General features: G+C 62.7%; 24 protein-coding genes. 10 read left to right on the forward strand and 14 right to left on the reverse strand.

Annotated features, from left to right (window positions below; all coding sequences use genetic code 11):
- Position 1 precedes the first annotated feature (1 nt).
- The 6 genes from NKG99_RS18130 to NKG99_RS18155 form a co-directional block, all read right to left on the reverse strand.
- A complete protein-coding gene (locus NKG99_RS18130; protein ID WP_352870060.1) occupies positions 2 to 1,087 on the reverse strand; it encodes an ABC transporter ATP-binding protein in 1,086 nt (361 codons plus the stop codon).
- 7 nt (positions 1,088 to 1,094) lie between these two features.
- Positions 1,095 to 2,141 (reverse strand): NAD(P)-dependent alcohol dehydrogenase, encoded by a 1,047-nt coding sequence (locus NKG99_RS18135; protein ID WP_352870061.1) that lies wholly within the window; start codon positions 2,139 to 2,141, stop codon positions 1,095 to 1,097.
- Positions 2,142 to 2,155: 14 nt separating this feature from the next.
- The gene (locus NKG99_RS18140; protein ID WP_352870062.1) at positions 2,156 to 2,968 is read right to left on the reverse strand and encodes a carbohydrate ABC transporter permease; all 813 of its coding nucleotides are present in this window, start codon (positions 2,966 to 2,968) and stop codon (positions 2,156 to 2,158) included.
- Between the two features lie 11 nt (positions 2,969 to 2,979).
- Positions 2,980 to 3,846 carry a carbohydrate ABC transporter permease gene (locus NKG99_RS18145; protein WP_352870063.1) on the reverse strand — a complete coding sequence of 289 codons (867 nt, stop codon included), beginning with the start codon at positions 3,844 to 3,846 and terminating at the stop codon, positions 2,980 to 2,982.
- 159 nt (positions 3,847 to 4,005) lie between these two features.
- Positions 4,006 to 5,277, reverse strand: coding sequence for an ABC transporter substrate-binding protein (locus NKG99_RS18150; RefSeq protein WP_352870064.1), 1,272 nt, complete (start codon positions 5,275 to 5,277; stop codon positions 4,006 to 4,008).
- 242 nt (positions 5,278 to 5,519) lie between these two features.
- A complete protein-coding gene (locus tag NKG99_RS18155; RefSeq protein WP_352870065.1) occupies positions 5,520 to 6,437 on the reverse strand; it encodes an AraC family transcriptional regulator in 918 nt (305 codons plus the stop codon).
- A gap of 267 nt (positions 6,438 to 6,704) precedes the next feature.
- Between NKG99_RS18155 and NKG99_RS18160 the strand changes: the two genes are divergently transcribed.
- Both NKG99_RS18160 and NKG99_RS18165 read left to right on the forward strand, forming a co-directional pair.
- Positions 6,705 to 8,108, forward strand: a complete 1,404-nt coding sequence (locus NKG99_RS18160) for an MATE family efflux transporter (protein ID WP_352870066.1) — start codon at positions 6,705 to 6,707, stop codon at positions 8,106 to 8,108.
- 283 nt (positions 8,109 to 8,391) lie between these two features.
- Positions 8,392 to 9,420 carry an aminopeptidase gene (locus NKG99_RS18165; protein WP_352870134.1) on the forward strand — a complete coding sequence of 343 codons (1,029 nt, stop codon included), beginning with the start codon at positions 8,392 to 8,394 and terminating at the stop codon, positions 9,418 to 9,420.
- A 178-nt stretch (positions 9,421 to 9,598) separates the two neighbouring features.
- Here NKG99_RS18165 and NKG99_RS18170 read toward each other — a convergent pair whose 3' ends face one another.
- The 6 genes from NKG99_RS18170 to speB all read right to left on the reverse strand — a co-directional run bounded on the left by NKG99_RS18170 (position 9,599) and on the right by speB (position 13,778).
- On the reverse strand, positions 9,599 to 9,832 hold the full coding sequence (locus NKG99_RS18170) for a hypothetical protein (protein ID WP_352870067.1): 234 nt from the start codon (positions 9,830 to 9,832) through the stop codon (positions 9,599 to 9,601).
- Between the two features lie 110 nt (positions 9,833 to 9,942).
- Positions 9,943 to 10,326 carry an SMU1112c/YaeR family gloxylase I-like metalloprotein gene (gloA2, locus tag NKG99_RS18175; RefSeq protein WP_352870068.1) on the reverse strand — a complete coding sequence of 128 codons (384 nt, stop codon included), beginning with the start codon at positions 10,324 to 10,326 and terminating at the stop codon, positions 9,943 to 9,945.
- 193 nt (positions 10,327 to 10,519) lie between these two features.
- Positions 10,520 to 11,167: an amino acid ABC transporter permease gene (locus NKG99_RS18180; protein ID WP_352870069.1), complete on the reverse strand. Its 648-nt coding sequence runs from the start codon at positions 11,165 to 11,167 to the stop codon at positions 10,520 to 10,522.
- The gene (locus NKG99_RS18185) at positions 11,164 to 11,820 is read right to left on the reverse strand and encodes an amino acid ABC transporter permease (RefSeq protein ID WP_352870070.1); all 657 of its coding nucleotides are present in this window, start codon (positions 11,818 to 11,820) and stop codon (positions 11,164 to 11,166) included. The genes NKG99_RS18180 and NKG99_RS18185 overlap by 4 nt, the downstream gene beginning before the upstream one ends.
- 6 nt (positions 11,821 to 11,826) lie before the next feature.
- A complete protein-coding gene (locus NKG99_RS18190) occupies positions 11,827 to 12,633 on the reverse strand; it encodes a transporter substrate-binding domain-containing protein (protein ID WP_352870071.1) in 807 nt (268 codons plus the stop codon).
- A gap of 83 nt (positions 12,634 to 12,716) precedes the next feature.
- Positions 12,717 to 13,778, reverse strand: a complete 1,062-nt coding sequence (gene speB / locus NKG99_RS18195; protein ID WP_352870072.1) for an agmatinase — start codon at positions 13,776 to 13,778, stop codon at positions 12,717 to 12,719.
- Between the two features lie 267 nt (positions 13,779 to 14,045).
- On the opposite strand from speB, the gene gcvA reads away from it, so the two are divergent.
- The 8 genes from gcvA to NKG99_RS18235 all read left to right on the forward strand — a co-directional run bounded on the left by gcvA (position 14,046) and on the right by NKG99_RS18235 (position 22,914).
- A complete protein-coding gene (gene gcvA / locus NKG99_RS18200) occupies positions 14,046 to 15,020 on the forward strand; it encodes a transcriptional regulator GcvA (RefSeq protein ID WP_352870073.1) in 975 nt (324 codons plus the stop codon).
- 151 nt (positions 15,021 to 15,171) lie between these two features.
- Positions 15,172 to 16,476, forward strand: a complete 1,305-nt coding sequence (gene pncB, locus NKG99_RS18205; RefSeq protein ID WP_352870074.1) for a nicotinate phosphoribosyltransferase — start codon at positions 15,172 to 15,174, stop codon at positions 16,474 to 16,476.
- 39 nt (positions 16,477 to 16,515) lie between these two features.
- Positions 16,516 to 17,943, forward strand: a complete 1,428-nt coding sequence (locus NKG99_RS18210; RefSeq protein ID WP_352870075.1) for a hypothetical protein — start codon at positions 16,516 to 16,518, stop codon at positions 17,941 to 17,943.
- A 155-nt stretch (positions 17,944 to 18,098) separates the two neighbouring features.
- Positions 18,099 to 19,403, forward strand: a complete 1,305-nt coding sequence (locus NKG99_RS18215; RefSeq protein ID WP_352870076.1) for an ABC transporter substrate-binding protein — start codon at positions 18,099 to 18,101, stop codon at positions 19,401 to 19,403.
- A gap of 217 nt (positions 19,404 to 19,620) precedes the next feature.
- A complete protein-coding gene (locus NKG99_RS18220) occupies positions 19,621 to 20,502 on the forward strand; it encodes a branched-chain amino acid ABC transporter permease (RefSeq protein ID WP_352870077.1) in 882 nt (293 codons plus the stop codon).
- Positions 20,499 to 21,461: a branched-chain amino acid ABC transporter permease gene (locus NKG99_RS18225; protein ID WP_352870078.1), complete on the forward strand. Its 963-nt coding sequence runs from the start codon at positions 20,499 to 20,501 to the stop codon at positions 21,459 to 21,461. The genes NKG99_RS18220 and NKG99_RS18225 overlap by 4 nt, the downstream gene beginning before the upstream one ends.
- A complete protein-coding gene (locus tag NKG99_RS18230) occupies positions 21,458 to 22,183 on the forward strand; it encodes an ABC transporter ATP-binding protein (protein WP_352870079.1) in 726 nt (241 codons plus the stop codon). Before NKG99_RS18225 ends, NKG99_RS18230 begins: the two co-directional genes overlap by 4 nt.
- A complete protein-coding gene (locus NKG99_RS18235; RefSeq protein ID WP_352870080.1) occupies positions 22,180 to 22,914 on the forward strand; it encodes an ABC transporter ATP-binding protein in 735 nt (244 codons plus the stop codon). Before NKG99_RS18230 ends, NKG99_RS18235 begins: the two co-directional genes overlap by 4 nt.
- Here NKG99_RS18235 and NKG99_RS18240 read toward each other — a convergent pair whose 3' ends face one another.
- Complete coding sequence (locus NKG99_RS18240) at positions 22,915 to 24,324, reverse strand: sodium:proton antiporter (protein ID WP_352870081.1); 1,410 nt, start codon at positions 24,322 to 24,324, stop codon at positions 22,915 to 22,917. It abuts the gene before it with no gap.
- Positions 24,325 to 24,373: 49 nt separating this feature from the next.
- Positions 24,374 to 24,988, reverse strand: a complete 615-nt coding sequence (gene pncA, locus NKG99_RS18245; RefSeq protein ID WP_352870082.1) for a bifunctional nicotinamidase/pyrazinamidase — start codon at positions 24,986 to 24,988, stop codon at positions 24,374 to 24,376.
- Positions 24,989 to 25,163 lie beyond the last annotated feature (175 nt).

The raw sequence follows: 25,163 nt of genomic DNA on the forward strand, positions 1-25,163 counted from the left end.
ACTACTGTCTCAGCAGGGACATGCCGGACTTCGCATCGAACAGGTGAATGCTCGTTTCGTCGACCGCATAGCGGACATGGCTGTTGACGGCGGGGCATTCGCGGGTCGGCACCAGCGCGCTGATTTCCTTGCCGCCGGAGCCAAAGATCACCAGCGCGTCGTTGCCATGAAACTCGATGAGATCGGCCGTGCCTTCGAGAAGGTTGCCGGCATCAGCGCCGGCGGTCTTCAGATCCGGAGGCCTGATACCAAGCACCGCACGCTCAACGCCTTGCAGATTGAAGCGCGAGCCTTCGATCGAAAAAACCGCACCGGCGCTCGTCAGGGTCCAGCGGTTGTCCTTGCGCCCCAAGGCTACGTCGATGAAATTCATGTTCGGCGTCCCGATGAACCCTGCGACGAACAGATTGCCAGGCCGCTCGTAAATTTCGGCCGGTGAGCCGATCTGCTCGATCCGGCCGTCGCGCAAAAGAACGATGCGATCGGCGAGCGTCATCGCCTCCAACTGGTCGTGGGTAACGTAGACGGTGGTCGTCTTCAGCGACTGGTGCAGCCGGGCGATCTCGATGCGCATGTGGTTGCGCAGCTTGGCATCCAGATTGGACAGTGGCTCGTCGAACAGGAAGACCTTCGGCGTCTTGATCATGGCGCGGGCAATCGCCACGCGCTGCTGCTGGCCGCCGGACAGTTCGGCCGGCTTGCGGCCGAGATAGGGATCCAGCCCCAGTGTCTTCGAGACCGCCTCGACGCGCTGCTGGATTTCCGCCTTCGCCACCTTCTGCCGCTTCAGGCCGAAGGCGATGTTGTCGAAGATCGTCATGTGCGGATAGAGCGCGTAGTTCTGGAACACCATGGCAATGCCGCGGTCGCCAGGGTCGAGGTCGTTGACCACCTTGCCACCGATCGAGACCTCGCCGCCGCTTATGTCCTCCAGCCCCGCCAGCATGCGCAGCAAGGTCGACTTGCCGCAACCGGAAGGGCCGAGGAAGACGACGAATTCGTGTTCCTCGATGGCGAGGTTCAGGTCGCGGATGACGGTCGTGGCGCCATAGGATTTCTCGATATTGGAGCAGGTAATCGCGGACATGTTTCGGTCAGTCCTTCTCGCTCGAAATCAGGATCTGCAGCTTGACGTCTTCCGGATGCGCCGCGGCCGCGCGCTCGAAGGCCTCGATGCTGTCGTCGAAAGGATAGGTGCCGGTGATCAGCGGATTGAGGTCGACCTTCCCCGAGGCGATGAGCTGCAAGGCACGGTCGAAGATGTTGGCGTAGCGGAACACCGTCTCGATGCGCACTTCCTTCGATATGGCCGCCGGCACGTTGAGCGCCACCGGTTCCACCGGCAGCCCGACGAGGACCACTGCGCCGCCAGGGCGTACGACCTCGAACAAATTGGCGAACGCCTTCGGGCTGCCGCTGGCCTCGAACACGATATCGGCGCCCCAATGGTCGGTCGCCTCAGCCACCGCATCGACCAGCGATTGCTCGCCGATATTGACCGGGACGATGCCCGGATAGCGCGCCGCGATTTCGAGCTTGGGGGCGGAGAAGTCGGAAATCAGCACCTTCGAACAGCCGCCGGCAAGGGCTGCCAGCGCGATCATGATGCCGATCGGGCCACAGCCGACGACAACCGCCACGTCGCCCGGAACGATGCGCGCGCGGGAAGCCGCCTGCATGCCGATCGCAAAGGGCTCGACCATCGCGCCTTCGGCGAAGGAGACGTTGTCCGGCAGCCGGTAGGTGAACGCGGCCGGATGGACGGCTTGCGGCGCAAGAATGCCATGCACCGGCGGCGTCGCCCAGAAGCTTACGTCGGGGTCGACATTGTAGATGCCGAGTTTTGTTGCCCGCGATGACAGGTTCGGCACGCCCGGTTCCATGCAGACGCGATCCCCGACCTTCAGCGTCCTGACATTGGCGCCAATTTCGACGATCGTTCCGGACGCTTCGTGGCCAAGCACCATGGGCGCGCGCACGACGTAGCTGCCGATGGCGCCATGGGTGTAGTAGTGCACGTCGCTGCCGCAGACACCGACCGTGTGGATGGCGATCCTGACGTCGTCCGGCCCGACATCGAGCGGCAACGCAATCTCGCGCAGGGCCAGCTCGCCCTTCTTCTCAAGCACCAAAGCCCGCATGTCTCGTCCTCGCTTCAAGTCTTTTTTTGCCGGAAAACGGAATTCAGGAAGCCGCTGAGCACGCCGAGAAACAAAAGCGGCGGCAGCGACAAAAGCACGACCGAGGCGTTGAGGATGCCCCACGGCACGTTCATGCCTTGCTGGGACAGTTCCGAGGCGACGATCGGCAAGGTCTTGGCATTGGAGCTGGATAGCATCAGCGCGATCAGGAACTCGTTCCAGACCAGCACGAAGCTAAACGCCACCGCACCGATCAGCGAGCGCGCCGCGACCGGCAGCGCGATCCGCCAGAACACCGAATAGGCGCCGTAGCCGTCGACGAAGGCGGCTTCCTCGACCTCCTTCGGCACGCTCTGGAAGGCAGGAATGGCCAGCCACATGATCACCGAGATGGTGAGCAGCGAATAGGTGACGATCAGCGCGGCGAGCGTGTCGTAGAGGCCGAGCTGCAGCCAGATCACCATCAGCGGGATGGCCACCGCAACCGGCGGCAGGAAGCGCAGCGACAGCACGAAGAACTGGATGTCGCCGGCCCAGCGGTTGGGATAGCGCGCCACCGAATAGGCGGCAGGCAGGCCAAGCACCACGCCGACCAGCACCGCGACGCCGCAGGCGATCACCGAGTTGTAGAGGCCGGTCATGACGCTGTCGCGGCCGATGATGTAGCTGATGTTGGCCAGCGTCGGCGTGAACACCACGCGCGGAACGCGGGTGATGATATCGACATTGTTTTTAAGCGAATTGAGGGCCGTCCACAGCAGCGGAAACACGGCCATGAAGCCGGCGAAGGCCAGCACGGCCTTACCGATAAGGCGGCCCGGTCTCATGCGATGTGGTCTCATGCCTGCACCCGCTTCCACAGCATGGTGAAGGTGATGACGGTGGCGATCATCATCAGCACGGCCATCGCCGAGGCATAGGACACCTTGCCGGACTCAATGAAGCCTTGCGAGAACGCGTACATGTCGAGCGTTTCGGTCGCCACGCCCGGTCCGCCGCGGGTCATCACATAGATCAGGTCGAAGGAGCGCAGCGACTCGATCATCTTGACGAACATCAGGCTGATCAGCGGCGCCTTCAGCATCGGCAAGGTCACATAGGCGTGGATCTGCCAGCGCCTGGCGTGATCGAGCCGTGCCGCCTCGATCGGCTGCGGCGGCAAGGTCTCCAGCAGCTTCAGCACGATGACGGCGAAGAACAGGCCCCATTGCCAGACATCGACCGAGGCGACGGCGAACAATGCCGTCGCCGGCTTGGACAGCGGGTCGAAGATCAGCCCACCGGTCAGCAGCCTGTACGGGTAGGTGGCGATACCGTAGAGCGGATGGTAGGCGAACTTCCAGACGAAAGCAGCCGAGACACGCGGCAACAGGACCGGGATGATGAACAGCAGGCAATAGATGTTGCGCAGGCGCGGCGACGCGACCTCGAACATCAGCACGCCCAGTCCGATCGCCACGGTCATGGTCGCGACAACGGTGACGACCTCCCACTTCACCGACACCCAGACGGCATTGAGAAAGCGGCGGTCGAAAAACAGGTCATAGAAATTCGAGAACCAGACATAGGAATAGGCCGTCGAGGAGAGCTCGCGGTCCTGCAGGGCGATGACGATCGCGTAGAGCGTCGGCACCATCGACAGGACCAGAAGAATGACGAGCGTCGGGACGACGAAGGTGACCGGCAAGGAAGAGCGTCGAGGCATCTGTCTATCCCTGGCTGCGTCTCGGGCGATTGAACATGGCTGGGCCTTTTCGCGCGATGTCCGGCTCAAACGGCGGTGGTGAGAAGGGAGGACCCGCGGCGCACAGGTCCCGACATTCGCTTGAATGCCGCGGACCGCGCGCCGCGGGGGGAGGATGGCTTATTTCTTCACCAGCTCGTTGGCATAGGCTTCAAGCTCGCTGAGGCCGCCCTTGACGTCGGTACGGGTGCCGGTGACCAGTTCCTCGAGGATGATGCCCCAGCGATCGCCAAGATCCGGCCAGCGCGGATCCTGCCAGAAGTTGACCGCCGTGACCTTGCCTGTCTCGGCCAGCGCCTGACCGAGATCGGCGCCGTAGATGTGGGCGAATTCCTTGCTGGACAGGACGCTGGTGCGGTTCAGTTCACCGAACTGGTGCGCGTCGAGCCGGCGCTTCTCGTTTTCCTTCGACGTCGCCCAGGCGATGAACAGGCCCGCGCATTTCTTCGACGCATCATCGGCATTGGCTTTTGCCGCGATGGCGAGGCCATGGCCGTAGCCACCACCGGTGAGCGGCGACGGCGGCGGCAGGAAGCCGATCTTGCCGACCACTTGCGAGGTCTTGGGATCGACAGCCATGCCCGACAGCGGCGTCGATTCGACGAGAATGGCAACCTGGCCAGACAGGAACGCGCCGGTCGATTCATCCCAGCTGCCGGTCTGCGTGCCGGGCGCCGAATCCTTGAACAGCTTCAGGTAGGTTTCGGTTGCCTTCACGGCGGCATCCGAGTTGAAGGCTGGCTTGTCGCCGTCGAACCACTGGCCGCCATAGGCCTTGAAGAACGGCATCCAGCGCCAGACATTGGCGCCCGAACCGCGTGCGCCGCGCAATGCGATGCCATATATGCCCTTGTCCGGATTGGTCAGCTTCGGCACGTCGGCGATCAGTTCGTCCAGCGTCTTCGGCGGCTGGATGCCGGCCGCCTCCAGAATATCCTTGCGGTAAACCATCAGGTCGCCGCCGCCGGTCAGCGGCGCGAACCAGGCCTTGCCGTCATAGGTGGCGACCTTCTGGCGGCCCGGATCGAAATCGGCGTAGTCGTAGTCCGCCGGATAATAGTCGGTGAGCGGCACGATCCATTTCGACGAAGCGAACAAGGCGACGTTGGCTTCGTCGACATAGTAGACGTTGTAATTGCCGACGGTGGACGCATCGGCGCGCGATTTCGCCCGGCGGTCGTTCTCGTTCAGATAATCGATCTGGAAGCTGGCGCCGCTCAACTTCTGGAACTCGTCCTTGGAGTCCTCCAGAAGCGTCAGGCCGTCACGTGGCTGCGCCAGCACCTTGACCGGCGCCGAGCAGACCGGCGCCTGCGCCAAGGCGATGGTGGAAACGGTAGTGGAAAGCATAAAAGCTGCGCCAAGGCTGGCAGCAAGCCGAACTGGTTTCATGATCTTTTCTCCTCCAGGAACAATTCGCAGGAAGCGGAAGTCCTCGGGCTACGCGATCCTCACCATCGCCCGAGTGACAATGCCACCCGTCGCTAAAATGCGGAGTTGCGAGGAGGCTTGCTAGAAGCCTCGTTGCAGCAGACCTGTACTTTTATGCATTGTGCGATGCAAAAACCGGCGCCGCGATACGAAGCCTGTCACATGAGTATCGATTTGGTCTGAAAGGATATTTCAGGACGCGCTTATGCGCGCATTGTCAGCCGCTGCCTCGACAGCCGGCGATAAGATGACGGCGTCATCTTGTGCTTGCGCATGAAGGCGCGGTTGAAGTTCGAGATGTTCATGTAACCGACCTGAAAACAGATGTCGGTGATCGCAATATCGGTGTCCGCCAAAAGCTTGCAGGCCTGCCAGAGCCTGAGCTTGGCAAGGTGGTCGCTGAAGCTGTTGCCGGTGTTCTTCTGGAAGAACCGCGAAAACGTGCTCTCCGTCATTCCGGCCAGTTCCGCAACCTCAGGCAGCTTCAGATCCTCGGCGAAATGCTGGAACAGATAGGTCAACGTGCGCTGGATGATGTCCAGCGAGGCGGCATCGAGAACCGGCGAGAAATCCGGCGACGACAGCAATTCGTATTCGTCGGTGCGAGCGAGAAGATCGACGAGATTCAGGAAAAGACAGAACCTGTTCAGCCCGCTAACCTCACCCATCCGCTCCATGATGTCGGCACCGTCCAGCGCGGTGCGGCCGTGAAAGACCATGCCGCGCAGCGAGCGTTCGAGGAACGGTTCCAGTTCGCGCAATTCCGGCAACAGGCCTGCCGACCCGCGCAACCTCTGCGCATCGAACTGCAGGACGATGTCGCGGCCTTCGATCAGTTCTCCCGGTTGCACCGCGGTCACCCAGTCATGCGGCAGGCCGCCACCGACGATGGTCAGGTAGCCCGGCCCGAATTCGCCGATATGATCGCCGACCAGAACCACGCCGGAGGATTTTCGCAGCAGGTGGATCTCGTATTCCGGATGGAAGTTCCAGACATTGCGCTCCCAGGGATAGTCGTCGAGCCGCCACAGGAAACTTTCGCTCGCCTCGGTGACGATGTGTTCGAAGGACGGCGCTGTCCGCGGGATCGCGGCCGTGTTCTTCCTGCGCCTGAACTGCATCCTGCCTCCTGAAAAATCGGGAATCTGCCGTCGCACCGTCCATGCAATCCGTAGCAGCCGATTGCCCGCATGTGAAATGCATCTCGGCGGCAACCAATGGTGGTCCGAGTATTCCGGCTGGCTCAATCTGTTCCCGCTCCTCCTCTCTTGCCTTCATGTCGCGTTTCGTCCAAAAGCTGGCGCAAACGCCGCGAAACCGAAGGTTTTGCCGTTTGAATGCGGCTTCCGGCTCTTTGCCGACGCGCCGCAACTGGAAAGAGCAGGACAATGTCTGCGTTCGAAGCCGGCGCTCGCGTGCCGGAAAATCTTTGGCGTCAGGAAATCATGGCGACGCTGGCGCTCGCCTGGCCGATGGTGCTGACCAATCTCGGCCAGACCGCGATGACGGCCACCGACGTCATGATGATGGGTCGTCTGGGGCCTGGTACGCTGGCCAGCGGCGCGCTTGGCGCCAACCTTTATTTCATGCCGCTGATCTTCGGGCTTGGCCTGATGCTGGCGACCTCGCCGATGATCGCGACCGAGCTCGGCCGCCGCGGCCATTCGGTGCGCGACCTGCGCCGCACCGTGCGCCAGGGCCTGTGGCTGGCGATTTTGATCTCGATCCCGATCTGGCTCGTGCTTTGGCACGGTGAGGCCATTCTGCTGGCGATGGGCCAGGATCCGGCGCTCGCCCATGAGGCGGGTGTCTATCTGCGCTGGCTCGAATGGGCGGTGCTGCCCTTCTATGGCTATATCGTGCTGCGCTCGTTCATCTCGGCGCTGGAACGGCCGGGCTGGGCGCTGGTCATCGTCTTCGTCGCCGTCGCCTGCAACGTCTTCTTCAACTGGGTGTTCATGTTCGGCAATCTCGGTGTGCTTTCGATGGGCATTGCCGGCTCGGGCCTTGCCACCTCGCTGTCCAGCACGCTGATGTTCGTCGGCATGGCTGTCGTGGTGATGCTGGAGAAGAAGTTCCGGCGCTACCGTCTGTTCGGGCGCTTCTGGCGCGCCGACTGGCCGCGCTTCAGGGGCCTTCTGCGGCTCGGCCTGCCGATTGCCGGCCTCCTCGCCTTCGAGGTGACGATCTTCAATGCGGCAGCGCTGCTGATGGGTCTGATCGACGCGGATTCGCTGGCCGCGCACGCCATCGCCATCCAGATCGCCTCGATCAGCTTCATGGTGCCGCTTGGCCTCAACCAGGCGGTAACGGTGCGCGTCGGGCTTGCGCACGGCGCCGGCAATCCGGAAGGCGTTTCCCGCGCCGGCTGGACCGCCTTCGTCATCGGCGTCTCGTTCATGGCGCTGATGGGGCTGGTGATGATCCTGTGGCCGCATCCGCTGATCAGCGCCTTCATCGATCTGGGCAATCCGGCCAATGCCAGGGTGATCGGGCTTGCCGTGTCGTTTCTCGCCTTCGCAGCACTGTTCCAGGTCTTCGATGGCGCGCAGGCCGTGGCCGCCGGCATGCTGCGCGGCCTGCACGACACCAAGGTGCCGATGATCTATGCCGCGATCGGATATTGGGGCGTCGGCCTGCCGCTCGGCGTGCTGCTCGCCTTCCATTTCGGCTTCCACGGCGTCGGCATCTGGATCGGCCTGTCGTCGGGGCTTGCCGTGGTGGCGGCGCTGCTTCTGGCGCGCTGGCTGCGGCGGGATCGCCTGGCACCGCCGCTCGCCTTTGGTCATTGAAACGGACGGCCGCCGGCTCGGCGGCTGTTTGTCCTAACATCGGGGAGCAGAAAGCTGGCGTTCTGCTACCCGCGGGGATATGGGCGGTTCCCTCCTTAATGGCCAATGACGTATCATGCCAATCTTGCCGAGGACGAAGGTCTAACCTACACCCTCATCTCGGACATGGATGGACTGGTGTGACTGCGTGAGACAGGCGGCAAGCGCGACATCTGCTCTAGGAACGTGTGACCAGTGCTAGGGGCAAGCCGTGAAGCGCGCATTTTTTCGATTGGTTGCTTCGATGATCCTGGTGTCCGTCGTAACCGGCTGCACCGGCATTTCCTACTATGCGCAATCCGTGAACGGTCATCTGCGGATCATGACGGCGCGCAAGGATGTCGGGAGACTGATCGAGGAACCTTCGACGCCGAAGGCATTGCGCGCCCGAATGGCATCGGCGAGTGCCATACGACAGTTTACAACAGATGAACTGGCGCTGCCCGACAACAATAGCTACCGCAGCTATGTTGATATCGGTCGGGACTCGGTGACATGGGCTGTCTTCGCCGCGCCGGAATTCTCGCTGACGCCGCGAACATGGTGTTTTCCCGTTTTCGGCTGCGTGCCCTACCGAGGATATTTTTCCAAGAAGTCCGCGACTGAAATCGCAGTCGAACTTCGAGAACAGGGCATGGACGTCTATGTGACTGGCATCACTGCATATTCCACGCTTGGCTGGTCAAGTGACCCGCTGCTAAGCACGATGTTCGGCGAGGATGAAACCTATCTTGCAGGGCTGGTTTTCCATGAACTGGCCCACCAGCGCGTCTACGTGCACGACGATTCCGCATTCAACGAGGCGTTCGCTGTCGCCGTCGAAACAACCGGCGTGAAAAAATGGCTGCACGCGGCTGGTGATACCGCCGCATTGCGCCGTTACGAAGCTGCCCGGAGGCGCAAGACCGGATTTCTTGCGCTTGTCTCGCAGACCCGGGACGAGTTAACGCAAGTCTATTCCAACTCCGGCACCTCGGAGCAAAAGCTGGCCGCAAAGACGGCCGCGATTGAACGGCTGCGGATGCGCTACCGATACATGCGCGACAGGCGCTGGGGCCGATACCGGGGATACGATGCCTGGTTCGCTTCCCCAATCAACAACGCGAAGCTCGCCGCGACTGCCGTGTACGGGGAACAGGTTCCGGCGTTTCTCCGCCTGTTCGACTTGTGTTCGGGCGACTATATCAGGTTCTATGCGTCGGTCCGACGGATTGGCGCATTGGACGAAGCTCACCGTGCCGAAGCACTTGCGGCGGCAGATAGCTGTTATTGAGCCGGTCAAATGTGAAGGCCCGAAGCGTCGGAGATATCCCGGAATCCAGCCTCGGTCATCCACGCGCTATACCGACCTTCAGTGTACGATTCGTAACGGATACTGCTGGCGAAGCTGAACGAACGTCGATTTCTGAGAATGTCTGTCGCCGCCTCGAACATCCGACATGCGCGCGGTTCTACTGGTCCGAAAACCTCACGCTCACGCCACGCTGCCGAAAATAAGCCTGCATCAATTTGCGGCCCGAACGGTTGTTCTGCGCCAACTTGGTCGGATCGAACACCGCCTGTTTTATCCCCTCTCGTGTCAGCGCCGCCTTAAGCGTCGCGATATGTGCGTCGATGTCGGCATTGTCCGCCCGGAGCGAGGCATAGATGCTCTCGGTCGCCTCGGCCACGGTTGGTTCGCTCACTGGTGTCGTCCTTTGGTTGGTTTGGGCGGCGGCTTAGCACAGATTCGCGGCTCCGCCGATACCGATGAGACCGTCAGTACACGGCGCCCGTCGCGAAGGCGAACCGTTCCTTATGGGGCTTCGTAGAGTTCCAGCGGCAATCCATCCGGGTCCCTGAAAAAGGTAAACCGTTGGTCTGTATATGGGTCGATCCGGATTGGCTCAACGGCAACGCCCGCGGCTTCCAGGCGCATAATTACGGGATCAAGGCTCGCCACGGCAAATGCCAGATGTCTCAGGCCTGTCGCCTCTGGATGGGACGGCCGCATCGCTGGTGCGGGGAAGGAGAACAATTCCAGTTGGACCGACCCGATCCGCAGATCCGCCTTCCATGACCGCCGCTCCTCCCGATAGACCTCCCGGATCAGATCGAGGCCGAGGAGTTCGACGTAGAACCGTCGCGACCGGTCGTAGTCGGTGCAGATCAACGCGACGTGGTGAATGGCGTTCAGCATACTGCCAACTCTAGTCAAGCTGGGATTTGAGGCCAAGGTCACCATCGGGTCCGTGGCACTTTGTAGATGTCGCCGTTCGCGAAGGTCGCCTCGTCCATATCGTGCGCGCCTTCACTTGTGAGAGACCACTTGGGTCAAAAGCTGACGAATCCTGTCGTCCCGCAGGTGGTGGTCAACACAACATGCCTTCCGCTCAGTGTAATGCCGCCCGCTTCTCGAGCTTGCGCGCGTATTGTGTCAGCGGAAAGCACATGACGAAAAAGATCAGCGCCACCAGCCCGTAGACCTTGAACGGTTCGAAGGTGGCGTTGTTGATGGCGTTGGAGGTTCGCACCAACTCCTCGAAGCCGATGATAGAGGTAAGCGCGGTTGATTTGATCAGCTGCACCAGGAAGCCGACAGTCGGCGCGCGGGTGATCGAAAACGCCTGCGGCAGGATGATCAGTCTGAGCTCCTGCAGGTAGTGCAGGCCGAGGCTGGCTCCGGCGTCCCATTGGCCTAACGGCAGCGCGGCGACGCCGGAGCGCCAGATTTCGGCGAGGTAGGCACTGGCGAAGAAGGTGAGGCCGAGCACCGCCGCCGTCCATGGCTCGATGCGCAGGCCCAGCATCGGCAGGCCAAAGAACATCAGGAACAGCTGCATCAAGAGCGGCGTCCCCTGGAACAGGGCGATGTAGCCGGACGCAATGCGCCGGCTCCACTTGTTCTCAGCGATCCTGAAGAACAGCACGATCAGGCCGACGATGCCGCCGCCGATGAAGGCACCCAGCGACAGCAGCACCGTCCAGCGGGCGGCGAGCAGCAGGTTGCGCACGATGTCCCAGAAGGTGAATTCGATCATGACACGCCGGCCCCCAGGACGCGGCGTCCGCCGGTGACCAGCAGCCGGCGCAAGGCCATCGACATCAAGAGATAGACCATCGTCACGACAAGATAGGTCTCGAAGGAGCGGAAGGTGCGCGCCTGCAGCATGTCGGCTTCGTAGGTCAGTTCACGCACCGCGATCTGCGACACCACGGCGGACTCCAGCATCATGATGACGATCTGGCTGGTCAGCGCCGGGAAGATCACCTTGAGCGCCTGCGGCAGCACGATCTTGATGAAGACCTGGCGTGGCCTCAAGCCCAGCGCGAGCGCTGCTTCCGTCTGTCCGCCGGGCACGGCGTCAAGCCCGGCGCCGACGATCTCGATGGTGTAGGCCGCCATGTTGAGCGTCATCGCCAACATGGCGGCAAGCACCGGATCGAGCCTGATGCCGAGGCTGGGCAAGCCGAAGAAGATGAAGAACAGCTGCACCAGGAACGGCGTGTTGCGGATGATCTCGACATACCAGGCGATAGCCCGCTTGAGCAGCACCGGGCCGTTGCGGCGTCCCGCGGCACCCAGGATGCTGAGGAACGTTCCCGCCAGCGTGGTTACGGCGATCAACAGGATCGTCGTGGCCGCGCCGCGCGCGATATCGCCGACAGCACCTGGAAGCCAGGCGAAGGCCACGGAAACTCAATCCTTGAGATTGTCGGGATTGAGCGACGTCTTCAGCCAGGCTTTCGAGCTTTCGTCCAGCTTGCCGTCCGCCAGCATCTTGACGACGGCGTCGTTGACCGCCTTTTTCAGGCTGTCCTCATTCTTGTTGAGGCCGATATGCGAGGGCGAGGTCAGGAGCTGGAACTTCTGCTCCGGCTTCAGCGCGTCCTGCTTGGCCAGCACCTGCGCGCCGACATCGTTGCCGACGACCATCAGCTGGGTCTGGCCGGAGATGAAGGCCTGGATCACCGAATTATAGTTGTCGAAGCGCTTGATGTCGGCGGACGCCGGCGCCGCCTCGGTGAGCGAGGTGTCTTCCAGCGTACCTCGGTTGACGGCGATCGACTTGTCGGCGAGGTCTTCCTTGCCCTTGACCGAAAGTGCCGCCGGACCGATCACGGCGATATAGTAGGGCGCGTAGGCGACTGCGAAGTCGATGACCTGCTCGCGTTCCTTCGAATAGCCGACGCTCATCAAGAGGTCGACGCGATGGTCGTTCAAATAAGGAATGCGGTTCTGGCCGGTGACGGCGACGGGGTTGAGCTTCACCTTGAGCGTGTCGGCGATGTATTGCGCGACGTCCATGTCATAGCCCTTGAGACTCATATCGGCGCTGGCCGAGGAGAAGGGCGGGAAATCGGCGAAGACGCCGACATTGATGCTGCCGGCCTTGGTGATATCCGCCAGCGCATCGGCGTTGGCCGCCTGAATTGCAAGGCCGAAACCGGTCGTGCCAAGCATCAGCACGGCGGCGATTGAGGTAAATGTCTTTCGGATCGTCATTGTCATTCCCCTGTCTGGACGCTTTGTTTGTTTGATACGGCCGCCGGCTCCAGCACGGCGGCCGCCTTTGCTTTTTCTGAACGTCAGGCTGCCTTGCCTGTTATCGCTGGGCTGAACACCATCAGGCTCAGGATCTCGAACAGCACCTGTGCGGCGGCATGCGCCGTGTTGGTGGTGGCGTCGTATTGCGGCGCCACCTCGACGACGTCGCCGCCGACGATGTTGAGACCTTTCAGGCCGCGCAGCAGTTCGAGCACTTCGCGTGTCGTCAGCCCGCCGACTTCCGGCGTGCCGGTGCCGGGCGCGAAGGCAGGATCGATGCTATCTATATCGAAGGAAACGTAGGTCGGCCCGTCGCCGACGATCTTGCGCGCCTTCTCGATGATGGCGGGAATGCCGAGCCCGGTCACCTCCTCGGCATGGACGACGGTCATGCCGGACTCGTAGGTGAACTCCCACAGATATTCGGCCGAGCCGCGAATGCCGATCTGGATCGTGCGCGTCGGATCGAGCACGCCGTCGAGCACGGCGTTGCGGAACGGCCCGCCATGGTGGAATTTGGTCATGTCGAACAGGCCACTGGTGTCACAATGGGCATCGATGTGGATCAGCCCGACCGGAGCCTTCTTGCCGACGGCCTTCAGGATCGGATGGCTGATCGAATGGTCGCCGCCCACAGACAATGGAATGACGCCGGCATCGACGATCTGGTTGGTGCGGCGCTCGATATCCTCATGGCTGACCTCCAGCCGATAGCGGCTGCGGAACGGCGTATCGCCGATGTCGGCGACCCTGAGCTCATGCGTAGGCGCGCATTCCAGCACGTGATTGTAGGGGCCGATGCGCTCGATGGCGCGCAGCGCCCTTGGCCCGAAGCGCGAGCCCGGCCGGTTGGTGACGCCGAGATCCATCGGCACGCCGATCATGGCCACCTGCAAATCGCCGAAATCCGGATTGTCGGCCGCTATTTCGCGGTAGGGCGCGGCGAGGAAGGTCGGGATGCCGGAATAGGGCGCCAGCCGTGTACCGCTCTTGGAAAAGATCTTGTCGGCGACCTTGCGGAATTTCGGGTCGAACATTTCGCCGCCATGGCTTTCGCCATATTTGCGACGCAACGCGTCGAGCTTGCCGCGATCGTATCCCATATCCGCTCCTCCTGCCGGGCTGATGCAGTGCGACCGTTGGCGATGCCTGGCGAGCCGACCATCATCCGGCCGGGTCGCTGTCGCGCTGGCTGCCTGCAGATTTCACGTCTTGAAGCTGTTCCGAGCTCAAGTGTCTGGCAGCCGCATTGAAAAATCAAATGATAATGTTAGGCTGCTCTCTGTGAGAAAATCTCACAATCAACCCTGAGCACGATCCCGTCCGAAAACCGGCCTCCACTTTTCGGGATCGTGCTGAAATGGATGCTCATGGCCAACCGGCTGCCGCCTCTCAATCCACTGCGTGCCTTCGAGGCAACGGCTCGCCATGGCTCGCTGACCAAGGCGGCGGGTGAACTGAACGTCACGCATGGCGCCATCAGCCACCAGATCAAGGCACTCGAGCAGTCGCTCGGCGTCAAGCTGTTCGAGCGGGTCGGTCAGCGGGTCAAACTGACTCCACACGGCGCCGAACTCTTGCCTGCGGTCTCGACGGCCTTCGACAGCATCGCGGCCGCCACCCAGCGCATGACAAGGCCGGCGAGCAGCGGCACACTTTCAGTCTCCTGCGTGCCGGCGCTGCTGTTGCTGTGGATGACACCGCGGCTCGGCGGTTTCATGGCGCAATATCCCGACATAAGGCTGACGCTTATCCCCTCCAACGACCCTAAGGATCTGCGGGCGCCGAATATCGACGTCTGCGTGCATTATGGCGACGGCAGCTGGGCCGACTGCTGGATGCGCAAATGGTCGGGCCTCGAACTGTTTCCCGTGGTCAGCCCGACCTTGATCAACAACCGTCCGATCCGCGGCGTCAGGGATCTCGCCGACCATGTCTTCCTGCATGGCGACGATGGCCGCGAATGGCACACATGGCTGGCGGCCGCCGATGCGCTGGACCTGGAGCGGGGCCGCCGCCATCACCTTGGCGATGCACGCGTGGCGACCGAGGCGGCGGTGCATGGCCATGGCGTGGCGTTGGGCGATTCGGTGACGGCAAGTGCGCTGCTGGCCAGGGGTATGCTGGTTGCGCCGTTCAGTCTGTCGGTGCCGGCGGTCGACGATTTCTATGTCGTCTGCCGCAACGAGATGAGGGCGACGCCGATCGTTCAGCTGTTCATCGATTGGCTGTTCGCCGAGAAGGCGCAAGATGACGGCCGCGCCGACGCACCGGTGGCGGGCCGCATCGTCAGCCGCCGCAAGCGTCCGGCGCTCAGGGTCATCGGTGCCAAGACCGGGACCTGACAACGGCTTGCGGTGGCCGTCGGTGATGTTCCGTCTCCGCAGGGTTCTCTTTTTGTCGGGCCAGCCTGAAACCGGGCAGCGTTTTTGCCAATTCGATGCTATGAGGCCTGTCGCGGTTGTGGATTGCAGGCAGCAAAGGCGGTGTTGAAACATGGCTAAGACCGATATTGCGCGGCGGGTCTACAACCACACCTGGAAGCTCGATCCGATCGTGCGCAGCCTGCTCGACACGGATTTCTACAAGCTTTTGATGCTGCAGATGATCTGGGGCATGTACCCCAAGGTCGAGACCACCTTCTCGCTGATCAACCGCACCACCTCTGTGCGGCTGGCCGACGAGATCGATGAAGGCGAATTGCGCGAACAGCTCGATCATGCCCGCACCTTGCGCTTCTCCAAGAAGGAGATGATCTGGCTCGCCGGTAACAATTTCTACGGCCGCAAGCAGATCTTCGAGCCGGAGTTTCTCGCCTGGCTGGAAGGCTTCCGGCTGCCCGAATACGAGCTGTCGAAGCGGGACAGGCAATATGAACTGACCTTCAGCGGGCCGTGGATGTACACCACGCTGTGGGAGATCCCGGCGCTGGCGATCATCAACGAACTCCGATCTCGCGCGGCCATGCGGGCGTTCGGGCCGTTCGCGCTCGATGTGCTCTATGCGCGCGCCAAGGCCAAGATGTGGGCCAAGACCGAGCGGCTGAAAGCGCTGCCCGGCATCCGCATCTCAGACTTCGGCACGCGCCGGCGCCATTCCTTCCTGTGGCAGCGCTGGTGCGTCGAAGCGCTGAAGGAAGGCATCGGCGAGGCATTCACCGGCACCTCCAACGTGCTTCTGGCGATGGACAACGACCTCGAAGCGCTTGGCACCAACGCGCATGAGCTGCCGATGGTGTTCGCGGCGCTGGCCAATTCGGAAAAAGAGCTGAAACAGTCGCCCTACAAGGTGCTGCAGGACTGGCAGCGCTACTATGGCGGCAATCTGCTGATCGTGCTGCCCGACGCCTTCGGCACCGCGTCGTTCCTGCGCGACGCGCCGGACTGGGTGGCCGACTGGACCGGCTTCCGCCCCGACAGCGCGCCGCCTATCGAGGGCGGCGAGAAGATCCTGTCGTGGTGGCGCGACAAGGGCAAGGATCCCCGCCAGAAGCTGCTGATCTTCTCCGACGGGCTTGAGGTCGAGACAATCGAAGAGACCTACCGCCACTTCAAGGGCAAGGTGCGCATGTCCTTCGGCTGGGGCACCAATTTGACCAATGATTTCGAAGGCTGCGCGCCGACCGAAACCAACAGGCTCGACGCCATCTCGCTGGTCTGCAAGGTCACCGAAGCCAATGGAAGGCCGGCGGTCAAGCTGTCGGACAACCCGGCCAAGGCAACCGGCGACGAGGACGAGATCGAGCGGTATTTGCGCATCTTCGGTGAAAAGGACCGCGTGGAGCAACTGGTCAAGGTGTGAGGGGTGGCCGCGGCAGCCAAGATGGCAGTCTTGGATAGGATGAGTTCCTTCGCCACCGAACGCCATCGTCGGTCGTTTGCCTTGTTGCTTGCGGCCCTGTGGTTCATCTCACCCACCCCGGCCTTCGCCCACGCCTCCGATCGCGGCCACGTCCTGCTCCTGCCAACCGGCTACTATCTGGCCGGCGGCGCCTTTGCCGTTGCCGTCAGCTTCCTCGTCCTGGCACTGCTGCCAGCGGATTCGCTTGGACGTTTCTGGCGCCGGCGCCTGCCGCTATTCACCTTCAGTGACAGCGCCCGCACTGCCGTCAGCCTGATATCCTTTGCCGGCTTTGCAATCCCCGTCACCGCCGGCTTGTTCGGCAGTCGAGACCCGCTCTCCAACCCGCTGCCACTGGTGATCTGGACCCTTCTATGGGCTGGCACCACGCTGCTGCAGGGCGTCTTCGGCGATCTCTGGTCATGGCTTAACCCGTGGTACGGTCCGTGGCGCCTCGTCTCGCACCTGTTGGGCGGGGACGACGGGGGAAGGTGGCGACTCCCGCGATGGCTTGGCTACTGGCCGGCAGTGATACTGTTTGTCGCCTTTGCCTGGTTCGAACTCATCGATCCGGCGCCTGACGATCCGGCGCGGCTGGCTTGGATCGTGGGCCTTTACTGGCTGTTCTCTTTCCTTGCGATGCTGGCATTCGGCTATCGCGCCTGGAGCCGCGGCGGCGAATTCCTGACGGTCTTCTTTTCGCTAGTGGCACGCTTCGCTATCGTCGAGCGCGACGAGAACGGCCGGCTTGGCCTGTGCTGGCCGGGCGCCAAGCTACTGGCCGCCGAGCCGTTGCCGACCAGCGGCATTGCCTTCCTGCTGCTGGCCCTGTCATCCGTTTCCTTCGACGGCCTGTCGAAAACCTTCTTTTGGCTCGGCCTGTTCGGCATCAACCCGCTCGAATTTCCCGGCCGCACCGCGGTTATCGGCAGCGGCACTCTCGGGCTCGTCCTGACATTCGTGCTGCTGGCGGCGGTGTTCCTGCTTGCCGTCTGGCTCGGCCAGCGTCTCGCCGGCAGCGATCAAACTCTTGGACAGGCGGCTGGCCTGCTGGTGTGGTCGATCGTGCCGATCGCGCTTGCCTATCATGTCGCGCACTATCTGACGGCGCTGCTCGTCGACAGCCAATATGCGCTTGCGGCACTTTCCGACCCGTTCGCGCAGGACTGGAACCTGTTCGGCACCGCCGACATGCGGATCGAGGCCGGCATCGTTGCCGGGGCGGACTCGGCGTGGTGGCTGTGGAATGTCCAGGCCGGCACCATCATATCAGGCCATGTGCTCGCCGTCCTCGTCGCCCACGGCTTCGCCTGGCGCCTGCACCCGCAGCCCTCCCTTGCGGCACTCAGCCAGTTCCCGCTTACCCTGCTGATGATCGCCTATACCGTCTTCGGCCTCTGGTTGCTTGCCACGCCGACCGTCGGATGAGAAAAAGGCGGCCTCGAATGTCGCTGGAGAAGCTCGCTTGCCACATCAAGGCTTTGGTGATTTAGTTTGTACACATGCAATTTTTTACGTCCTCTGAGCGAGGATGCCGAAGCGCCTTAATCGTTGGTCAACACTAAAAAAACAGGGGAACGAACATGGCTGACAAGAACGGATTTTTCGACCTCTCCAAGACCGCCCTCAGCCGCCGCACGGCGCTGAAGGGTCTGGCCGCGGGCGCCGGCCTCGCCGTCGCACCGGGCTTCGTCCGCTATTCCCAGGCGCAGAGTTCGGCGCCGATCAAGATCGGCTTCCAGTCGCACCGCACCGGCATCGGCGCCGCCTATGGCCGCTGGTACGAGAAGACCACCGCCGCCGCGGTCAAGGCGATCAACGCCGCCGGCGGCATCAATGGCCGTCAGGTCGAGGTGATTATCGAGGATGACGGCACCGATCCCGGCCGTGGCGCCGAGGTGGTCGGGAAGTTCGCCACCCAGCACAAGACCGACATCGTCTTCGGCACGCTGTTCTCGCATGTCGTCATCGGCTCGGCGCCCGCCGCCGGCGAAAACAAGATGCCCTATTTCGTCGTCAGCGAAGGCCACCACGTCGCCTCGACCAAGCTGAACCGTTACGTCTTCCAGCCCGGCATCACCGATGTGAAGAGCCAGATCCAGTCGATGGCGCCGTGGATCGCGGCCAATGCCGGCAAGAAGGTGACGCAGATCTTCCCCGATTTCGCCTTCGGCTACGACCATCGCGACTACCTGCCGCCGGCGCTGAAGGCGCAAGGCGCCGAGGTCATCGCGCAGATCGCTATTCCGCCGACGGAATCGTCCTTCACCAAGTACTTTCCGCAGATCCCGGCCGAGACCGAGGTGATCTACCACGTCATGGTCGGCCCGGCCGTGCTCACCTTCGTCAAGGAGCTCGGCGAGTTCTACGGCTCCAACCGGCCGCAACTGTTCGGCTTCATCGATTCGCTCGAAGCCACCGACATCAACAGCCCCGGCCTCGAATTCCTCGACGGCAGCCATTTCTGGGAAGGCTCGCCGCGCTATGCGCAGCCAGACGATTCCGAGGCGCAGAAAGCCTATCGCGCCGCCGTCGGCATCGACGACAATGGTGCCGCCGTCGGCGACCCAAAGGACGTCTCGACCGCCGCGCACATGTTCGGCTGCTGGGAAACGCTCTACGTCGTCAAGAAGGCGATGGAAGATGCCGGCTACAAGGGACCGGAAGACCGCGCCAAGCTGGTCGAGGCCACCGAGGCCCTGACCGAATTCGCCGAGGGCCCCGAGCATCCGCAGGGACCCAAAACTTTCAATGGCAAGATCCACCAGTGCTTTGGCATCCAGAACATCTCCAAGGTCGAAGGCGGCAAGTTGAAGGTCGTGCACAAGACCAAGATCGAGGACGGGCTTTACGAAGCCGAGGGGGACTATACGACGCAGGCGCTGTAGGCTTGGTCCTTTAAGCGCAGTGCCCTTCGGCCCACCCCCCTCTGTCCTGCCGGACATCTCCCCCTCAAGGGGGGAGATTGGATGTCACGGCGGGTTTCGCCAACTACCGACGACGGCGCTAAGGCGCCGTCGCAGGTACTGCCAATCTCCCCCCTTGTGGGGGAGATCCCCGGCAGGGCAGAGGGGGGTGCCTCGCGCACCCATTGGGGTGTAGCCGATGCACTTTGGTCCCCATCTCCTCCTCGCCGCCCTCGAAGGCCTCGTCACGTCGGCGGTGCTGGCGCTGACCGCGCTTGGGCTGTCGCTGGTGTTCGGCGTCATGCGGGTGGTCAATGTCGCGCATGGCGAGTTTTTCATGCTCGGCGCCGTGCTCGCCTGGGCGATCACCACGGCGATCGGGGGCCATCCGGCGCTCGGCTTCCTGGCGGCACTGGTGATTGCGCCGCTGATCGTCGGCGCCATAGCGCTGGTCGCCGAACGGCTGGTGCTGCGCCGGCTCAACTACAATCCGGAAGCCACCATCGTCGCCACCATCGGCATGCTCTATATCATCCAGCAGCTGGCGCTGACCTTCTACGGGCCGGAGGCGCGGCCGGTGGAGCCGCCGTTCAGCTACCGCATCCTTTTGCCCTGGTTCGGCTACTCCGGCTACAAGCTATCGATCATCGCCGCTTCGGCGCTGCTGCTGCTCGCGACATGGCTGGTGCTGACGCGCACCAAGATCGGCCTCGTCATGCGCGCCACGCAGTATGACAGCGAGACGGCGCAGGCCTTCGGCATTCCCGTCGGCCGCGTCTATGGCGGCGTCTTCGCGCTTGGAGCCATGCTGGCGGCTATCGCCGCGGTGCTGATCGTGCCGATCAGCCAGGCGCATTATCTGATGGGGCAGGACCCGCTGCTGCTGTCCTTCATCGTCGTCATCATCGGTGGCCTCGGTTCGCTGCGCGGCACCGTCGTCGCCGCCGTGCTGATCGGCCTGTCCGACGGCATCATCTCGATGTTCTTCTCGCCGACGCTGGCCAGGATCATCGCCACGCTGCTGGTGGCCATGGTGCTGGTGTTCCGGCCGCAAGGCCTGTTCGGGACGGCATCGCGATGAGCGAAGCCTCGCCGGCAAAAGCCTACGCACTGCATCTCGGCGTCATCGCGCTGCTCTTCGTGCTGAGCTTCCTTTTACCGGACTATTATCACGGCCTGCTCGCCCGCATCATGGTGCTGGCGGTCTTCACCATGGGCTACAACATGCTGTTCGGCTATGTCGGCCTGCTCAGCCTCGGCCACGCCATGTTCTTTGCCGCCGGGCTCTATGGCGCCGGCCTTGCCGTCATCCAGCTCGGCTGGAGCGTACCATTGGCTTTCCTAGGCGGAATTGCCAGCGGTGCTGTCCTGGCACTGGCGATCGGCCTGCTGGCACTGCGCACCACGGGTGTCGCCTTCATGATCGTCACCATGATGTTCGCCCAGGTCTTTTATCTCCTCATCCTCTATTTCGCGGCATGGACCGGCGGCGACCAGGGCATGGTCGTGCCGCAGCCGGCGCGGGTGCTCAGCTTCGGCGCGACGTCGCTCGATCTCACCAATCCGACCGTGCGCTACATGACGGCGCTCGGCCTGTTTTCGCTCGTGCTACTCGTCACTCTCGCCATCGTCCGCTCCAGATATGGGCGCGTGCTGGTCGCCATCCGCGAAAACGAGGAGCGGACGAAGATGCTCGGCTACGATACGTTTTCGAACAAGCTTGCCGCCGTCGTCATCTCCGGCACCATCTGCGCTGCCTCGGGCGCCGCCTATGCGCTGCTGTTCGGCTATGTCGGATCGAGCTTCTCCTCTGTGCAGTATTCGATCCTGCCGCTGCTGTGGGTGCTGCTCGGGGGTGCGGCCACGACGCTCGGGCCGCTGGTCGGCACGCTGTTCATGTATTATGTCATCGACATCACCAGCGGCTACACCTCGGCCTATCTGCTGATCGTCGGCATCGCGCTGATCCTGCTGGTGCTGTTTTTCCCGAAAGGCATTCTGGGCAGCATCCGCCAGCGTTGGCTCGGATGGCTGCCATGATGCCGCTTCTGACCACCAAGGGTCTGTCGCGCAACTTCGGCGGCCTGCGTGCCGTCGACGGCGTCGATTTCGAGCTGATGCCGGGCGAAATCCGCGCCGTCATCGGCCCCAACGGGGCGGGGAAGACCACTTTCGTCAGCCTGGTCAGCGGCCGCATCCAGCCGTCTTCCGGCATGATCGTCTTCGATGGCACCGACATCACCAGCCAGCCGGCCTATATCAGGGTCCGCAAGGGCATTGCCTACACGTTCCAGATCACCAGCGTCTTTGCCAATCTTTCCGCCTACGACAATGTCGCGCTGCCGGTGCAGCGGACTTTGAGCGACGGCCGCTCGAAGGGTGCGGTGCGGGCCGGCGTCATGGCGGCGCTCGAACGCACGGGGCTGGCCGATCGCGCCCACATGCCGGCCGGGCAATTGTCCTACGGCCATCAGCGCCTGCTGGAAGTGGCGATGGGCCTGGCGCTGAAGCCGCGCCTGCTGATTCTCGATGAGCCAACGCAAGGCCTTGCTGACAGCGAGATCGACAATTTCATCACTCTGGTGCGCGAGATCGCTGAAAACGCCACCGTGCTTCTGATCGAGCACAACATGCCTGTCGTCATGCAACTGGCCGACCGCATCACCGTCTTCAATGCCGGCAAGATCTTGGCCGAAGGCACGCCCGAGGCGATCCGCGAGAATGCCGCGGTGCAGGAAGCCTATCTGGGGACCGCCCCATGACCGAAACAAACAAGGCTGAACCTAAGTCTAAAGCACTCAGCATCTCGGGGCTCGACTGCTTCTATGGCGAAGTGCAGGTGCTCTATGGCCTCGACCTCACGCTGAACAAAGGCGAGGTGCTGTGCCTGTTCGGCCGCAATGGCGCCGGCAAGACGACGACGCTCAAGGCCATCATGGGGCTGGTTCCCTCAAGCGCCGGCTCGATAAGGCTCGACGGCCAGGAATTGACAGGACTGCCGGCGCACGAGGTGCCCAGGGCCGGGGTCGCCTATGTACCGCAGGGAAGGCGGCTGTTCGCCGAGATGACGGTGGCGGAAAACATCGAGATCGGGCTGATGGCGCGCGGCAAGGGCAAGGCGACGCGCGAAAACGTGCTCGACCTGTTCCCGCTGCTGCGCCAGCGGCTGCGGCAACGCTCCGGCACGCTGTCCGGCGGCGAGCAGCAGATGCTGGCGATGGCGCGCGCGCTTTGCCTGGAGCCGGGGGTGCTGCTGCTCGACGAGCCGACCGAGGGCCTGATGCCGTCGATGATCGCCAAGATCCGCGAGACGGTGTCGAAGCTGCGTGACATGGACGTTTCGACCATTTTGGTCGAGCAACGGGTCGATGCCGTGCTGTCCGTCGCCGACCGCGTTGCGTTCATCGAAAACGGCCGCAATCGCGAGACGGTCGATGTCGAGGAGCTGCGCGCCGATCCGTCGGCGGTGCGCCGCTACGTCGGTGTCGGTTGATCAGCCGAAAAACAGAAAACCCGCGATCAGGAATGTCGGGATCAGCACAAGGCCGGACCATGCCATATAGCCGAAAAAGCCCGGCATCCTGACGCCGCGATGGCGGGCTATGGCGTAGACCATGAAGTTCGGCGCATTGCCGATATAGGTGTTGGCGCCCATGAACACCGCGCCGGCCGAGATCGCCGCCAAGGTCGAGGCGAATTCCGTCATCAGGTGCCGTGGATCGCCGCCGGCAAGCTCGAAGAACACCAGATAGGTCGGCGCATTGTCGAGGAAAGACGACAGCGCCCCGGTCAGCCAGAAATAGGCGATGTCGCTGGGCGCGCCCGAGGGCGAGGAGACGAGGGCGACCAAGGGCGCCAGCGCGCCGTCATGTCCGGCTCTCAAGATGGCGACGACCGGCACGATGCAGATGAAGATGCTGGCGAACAGCTTTGCGACTTCCGCGATCGGTCCCCAATTGAAGCCGTTCGCCTCGCGGTGGCTCTTGTAAGAGACGGCGAGCGAAAGGAAGGCGAGCGCCAGGATGATGGCGTCACGCGCCAGGTTCTGCAGCTCGAGACTCACGCCGAGGACGGAAAAGCTCACGCCCGGCTTCCAGGCCGCCGACAGCAGAATGGCACCGATCACGCCGGCCAGCAGTGGAACGTTGGCCAGGCCGCGCAGGCGCACCTTCGTATCCGGTGTCGGATCCTTGATCTTCGGCGCGCCAGCCTCGCGCCGGTGCAGGACGATGTCGATGCCTAGGAAGACGGCCAGCACGACACCGCCGACGAACAGCGTCTCGCGATAGAGGTTGGCGGTCGTCCAGAAGAAGTCGATGCCTCTGAGAAAACCGACGAACAGTGGCGGATCGCCCAAAGGGGTCAGCGAGCCGCCGATGTTGGAGACCAGGAAGATGAAGAAGATCACGACATGGGCGTTGAACGGGCGGTTGTCGTTGGCGCGCAGGATCGGCCGGATCAGGATCATCGAGGCGCCGGTCGTGCCGATGACCGAGGCGAGTAGTGCGCCGACCAGCAACAGCCCGGCATTGACCAGCGGCGTGCCGTGAATGTTGCCGGCGACGAGAATGCCGCCCGAAATGGTGAACAGCGCAAACAGCAGGATGATGAACGACATGTATTCGGTGAGCACCGCATGCAACACCGCCTCGGTCGCCGAGGGGACGCCGAAGGCAAGGGCCAGCGGCACGATCACCAGAGCGGCCCACAGGGCTGCGATCTTGCCGTAGTGATGCTCCCAGACATGGTGGAAGAGCAGAGGACCAGTGGCGATCGACAACAGCAGCCCGGCAAAGGGCAGCGCCCACCACAGCGACATCACGGCGCCGGGCAGACCGTGTTCCTCCGCCGCCAAGGCCTGCGCCGGGAAGAGCATCGCGGCAGCGATTGCGGCACCCGCCATCACACCCGCCGCGGTCGGTAAAAAGCCCCTCTTGCGCCCCACGGTCCGATCAATCCGACAAGGGATCTTCGAGCGTCACTCCGGCGTCGCGCATGCGGTGCAGCATTGTATCGAGCGAACCGTTGAGATCGATGCCACGGCAGGCATCAAGCCTGACGGTCGTCTTGAAGCCCTGGCTGACGGCGTCCAGCGCCGAGAAGGCAACGCAGAAATCGGTCGCCAGCCCGACCAGGGTCAGCGTGTCGATGCCGCGTTCCCGGAGATAGCCGGCAAGGCCGGTCTGCGTCTTGCGATCATTCTCGAAAAAGGCCGAATAGCTGTCGATATCGGGCCGAAATCCCTTGCGGATGACGAGTTCGGCCTTGGTCCAGGCAAGGCCGGAATGGAAGTCAGAGCCCAGGCTGCCCTGGATGCAATGGTCCGGCCACAGCGTCTGCTGGCCATAGGGCATTTCGATCATTGTGAAAGGCTGCGCGCCGGGATGGCTGGAAGCAAAGCTGGAATGGCCGGCGGGGTGCCAGTCCTGCGTCAGCACGACGTGATCGGCGTGCCGAATCAGGTCGTTGACCAGCGGCACGATCTCGTCGCCACCAGCGACCGCCAGCGCGCCGCCCGGGCAAAAGTCGTTCTGCAGGTCGATGACGACAAGCGCTTCGTCGGCCATGCGGCTTCCTTCTCTCTGCCTCGATGCCGCTGTCGCGACCCGAGGCAGAAACTTGACCAGATGGCCGGCCGCGTCAACCTCTGGCCGCATAACAAATGCGTGCCGGCCGAGCCGCCGCAAACTCCGGCTTTGACAAATCCTGCCGGCTTGATATCATTTGCATACGAATGAATTT

Source organism: Mesorhizobium sp. M1409 (assembly GCF_040317535.1).
GTDB lineage: Bacteria > Pseudomonadota > Alphaproteobacteria > Rhizobiales > Rhizobiaceae > Mesorhizobium.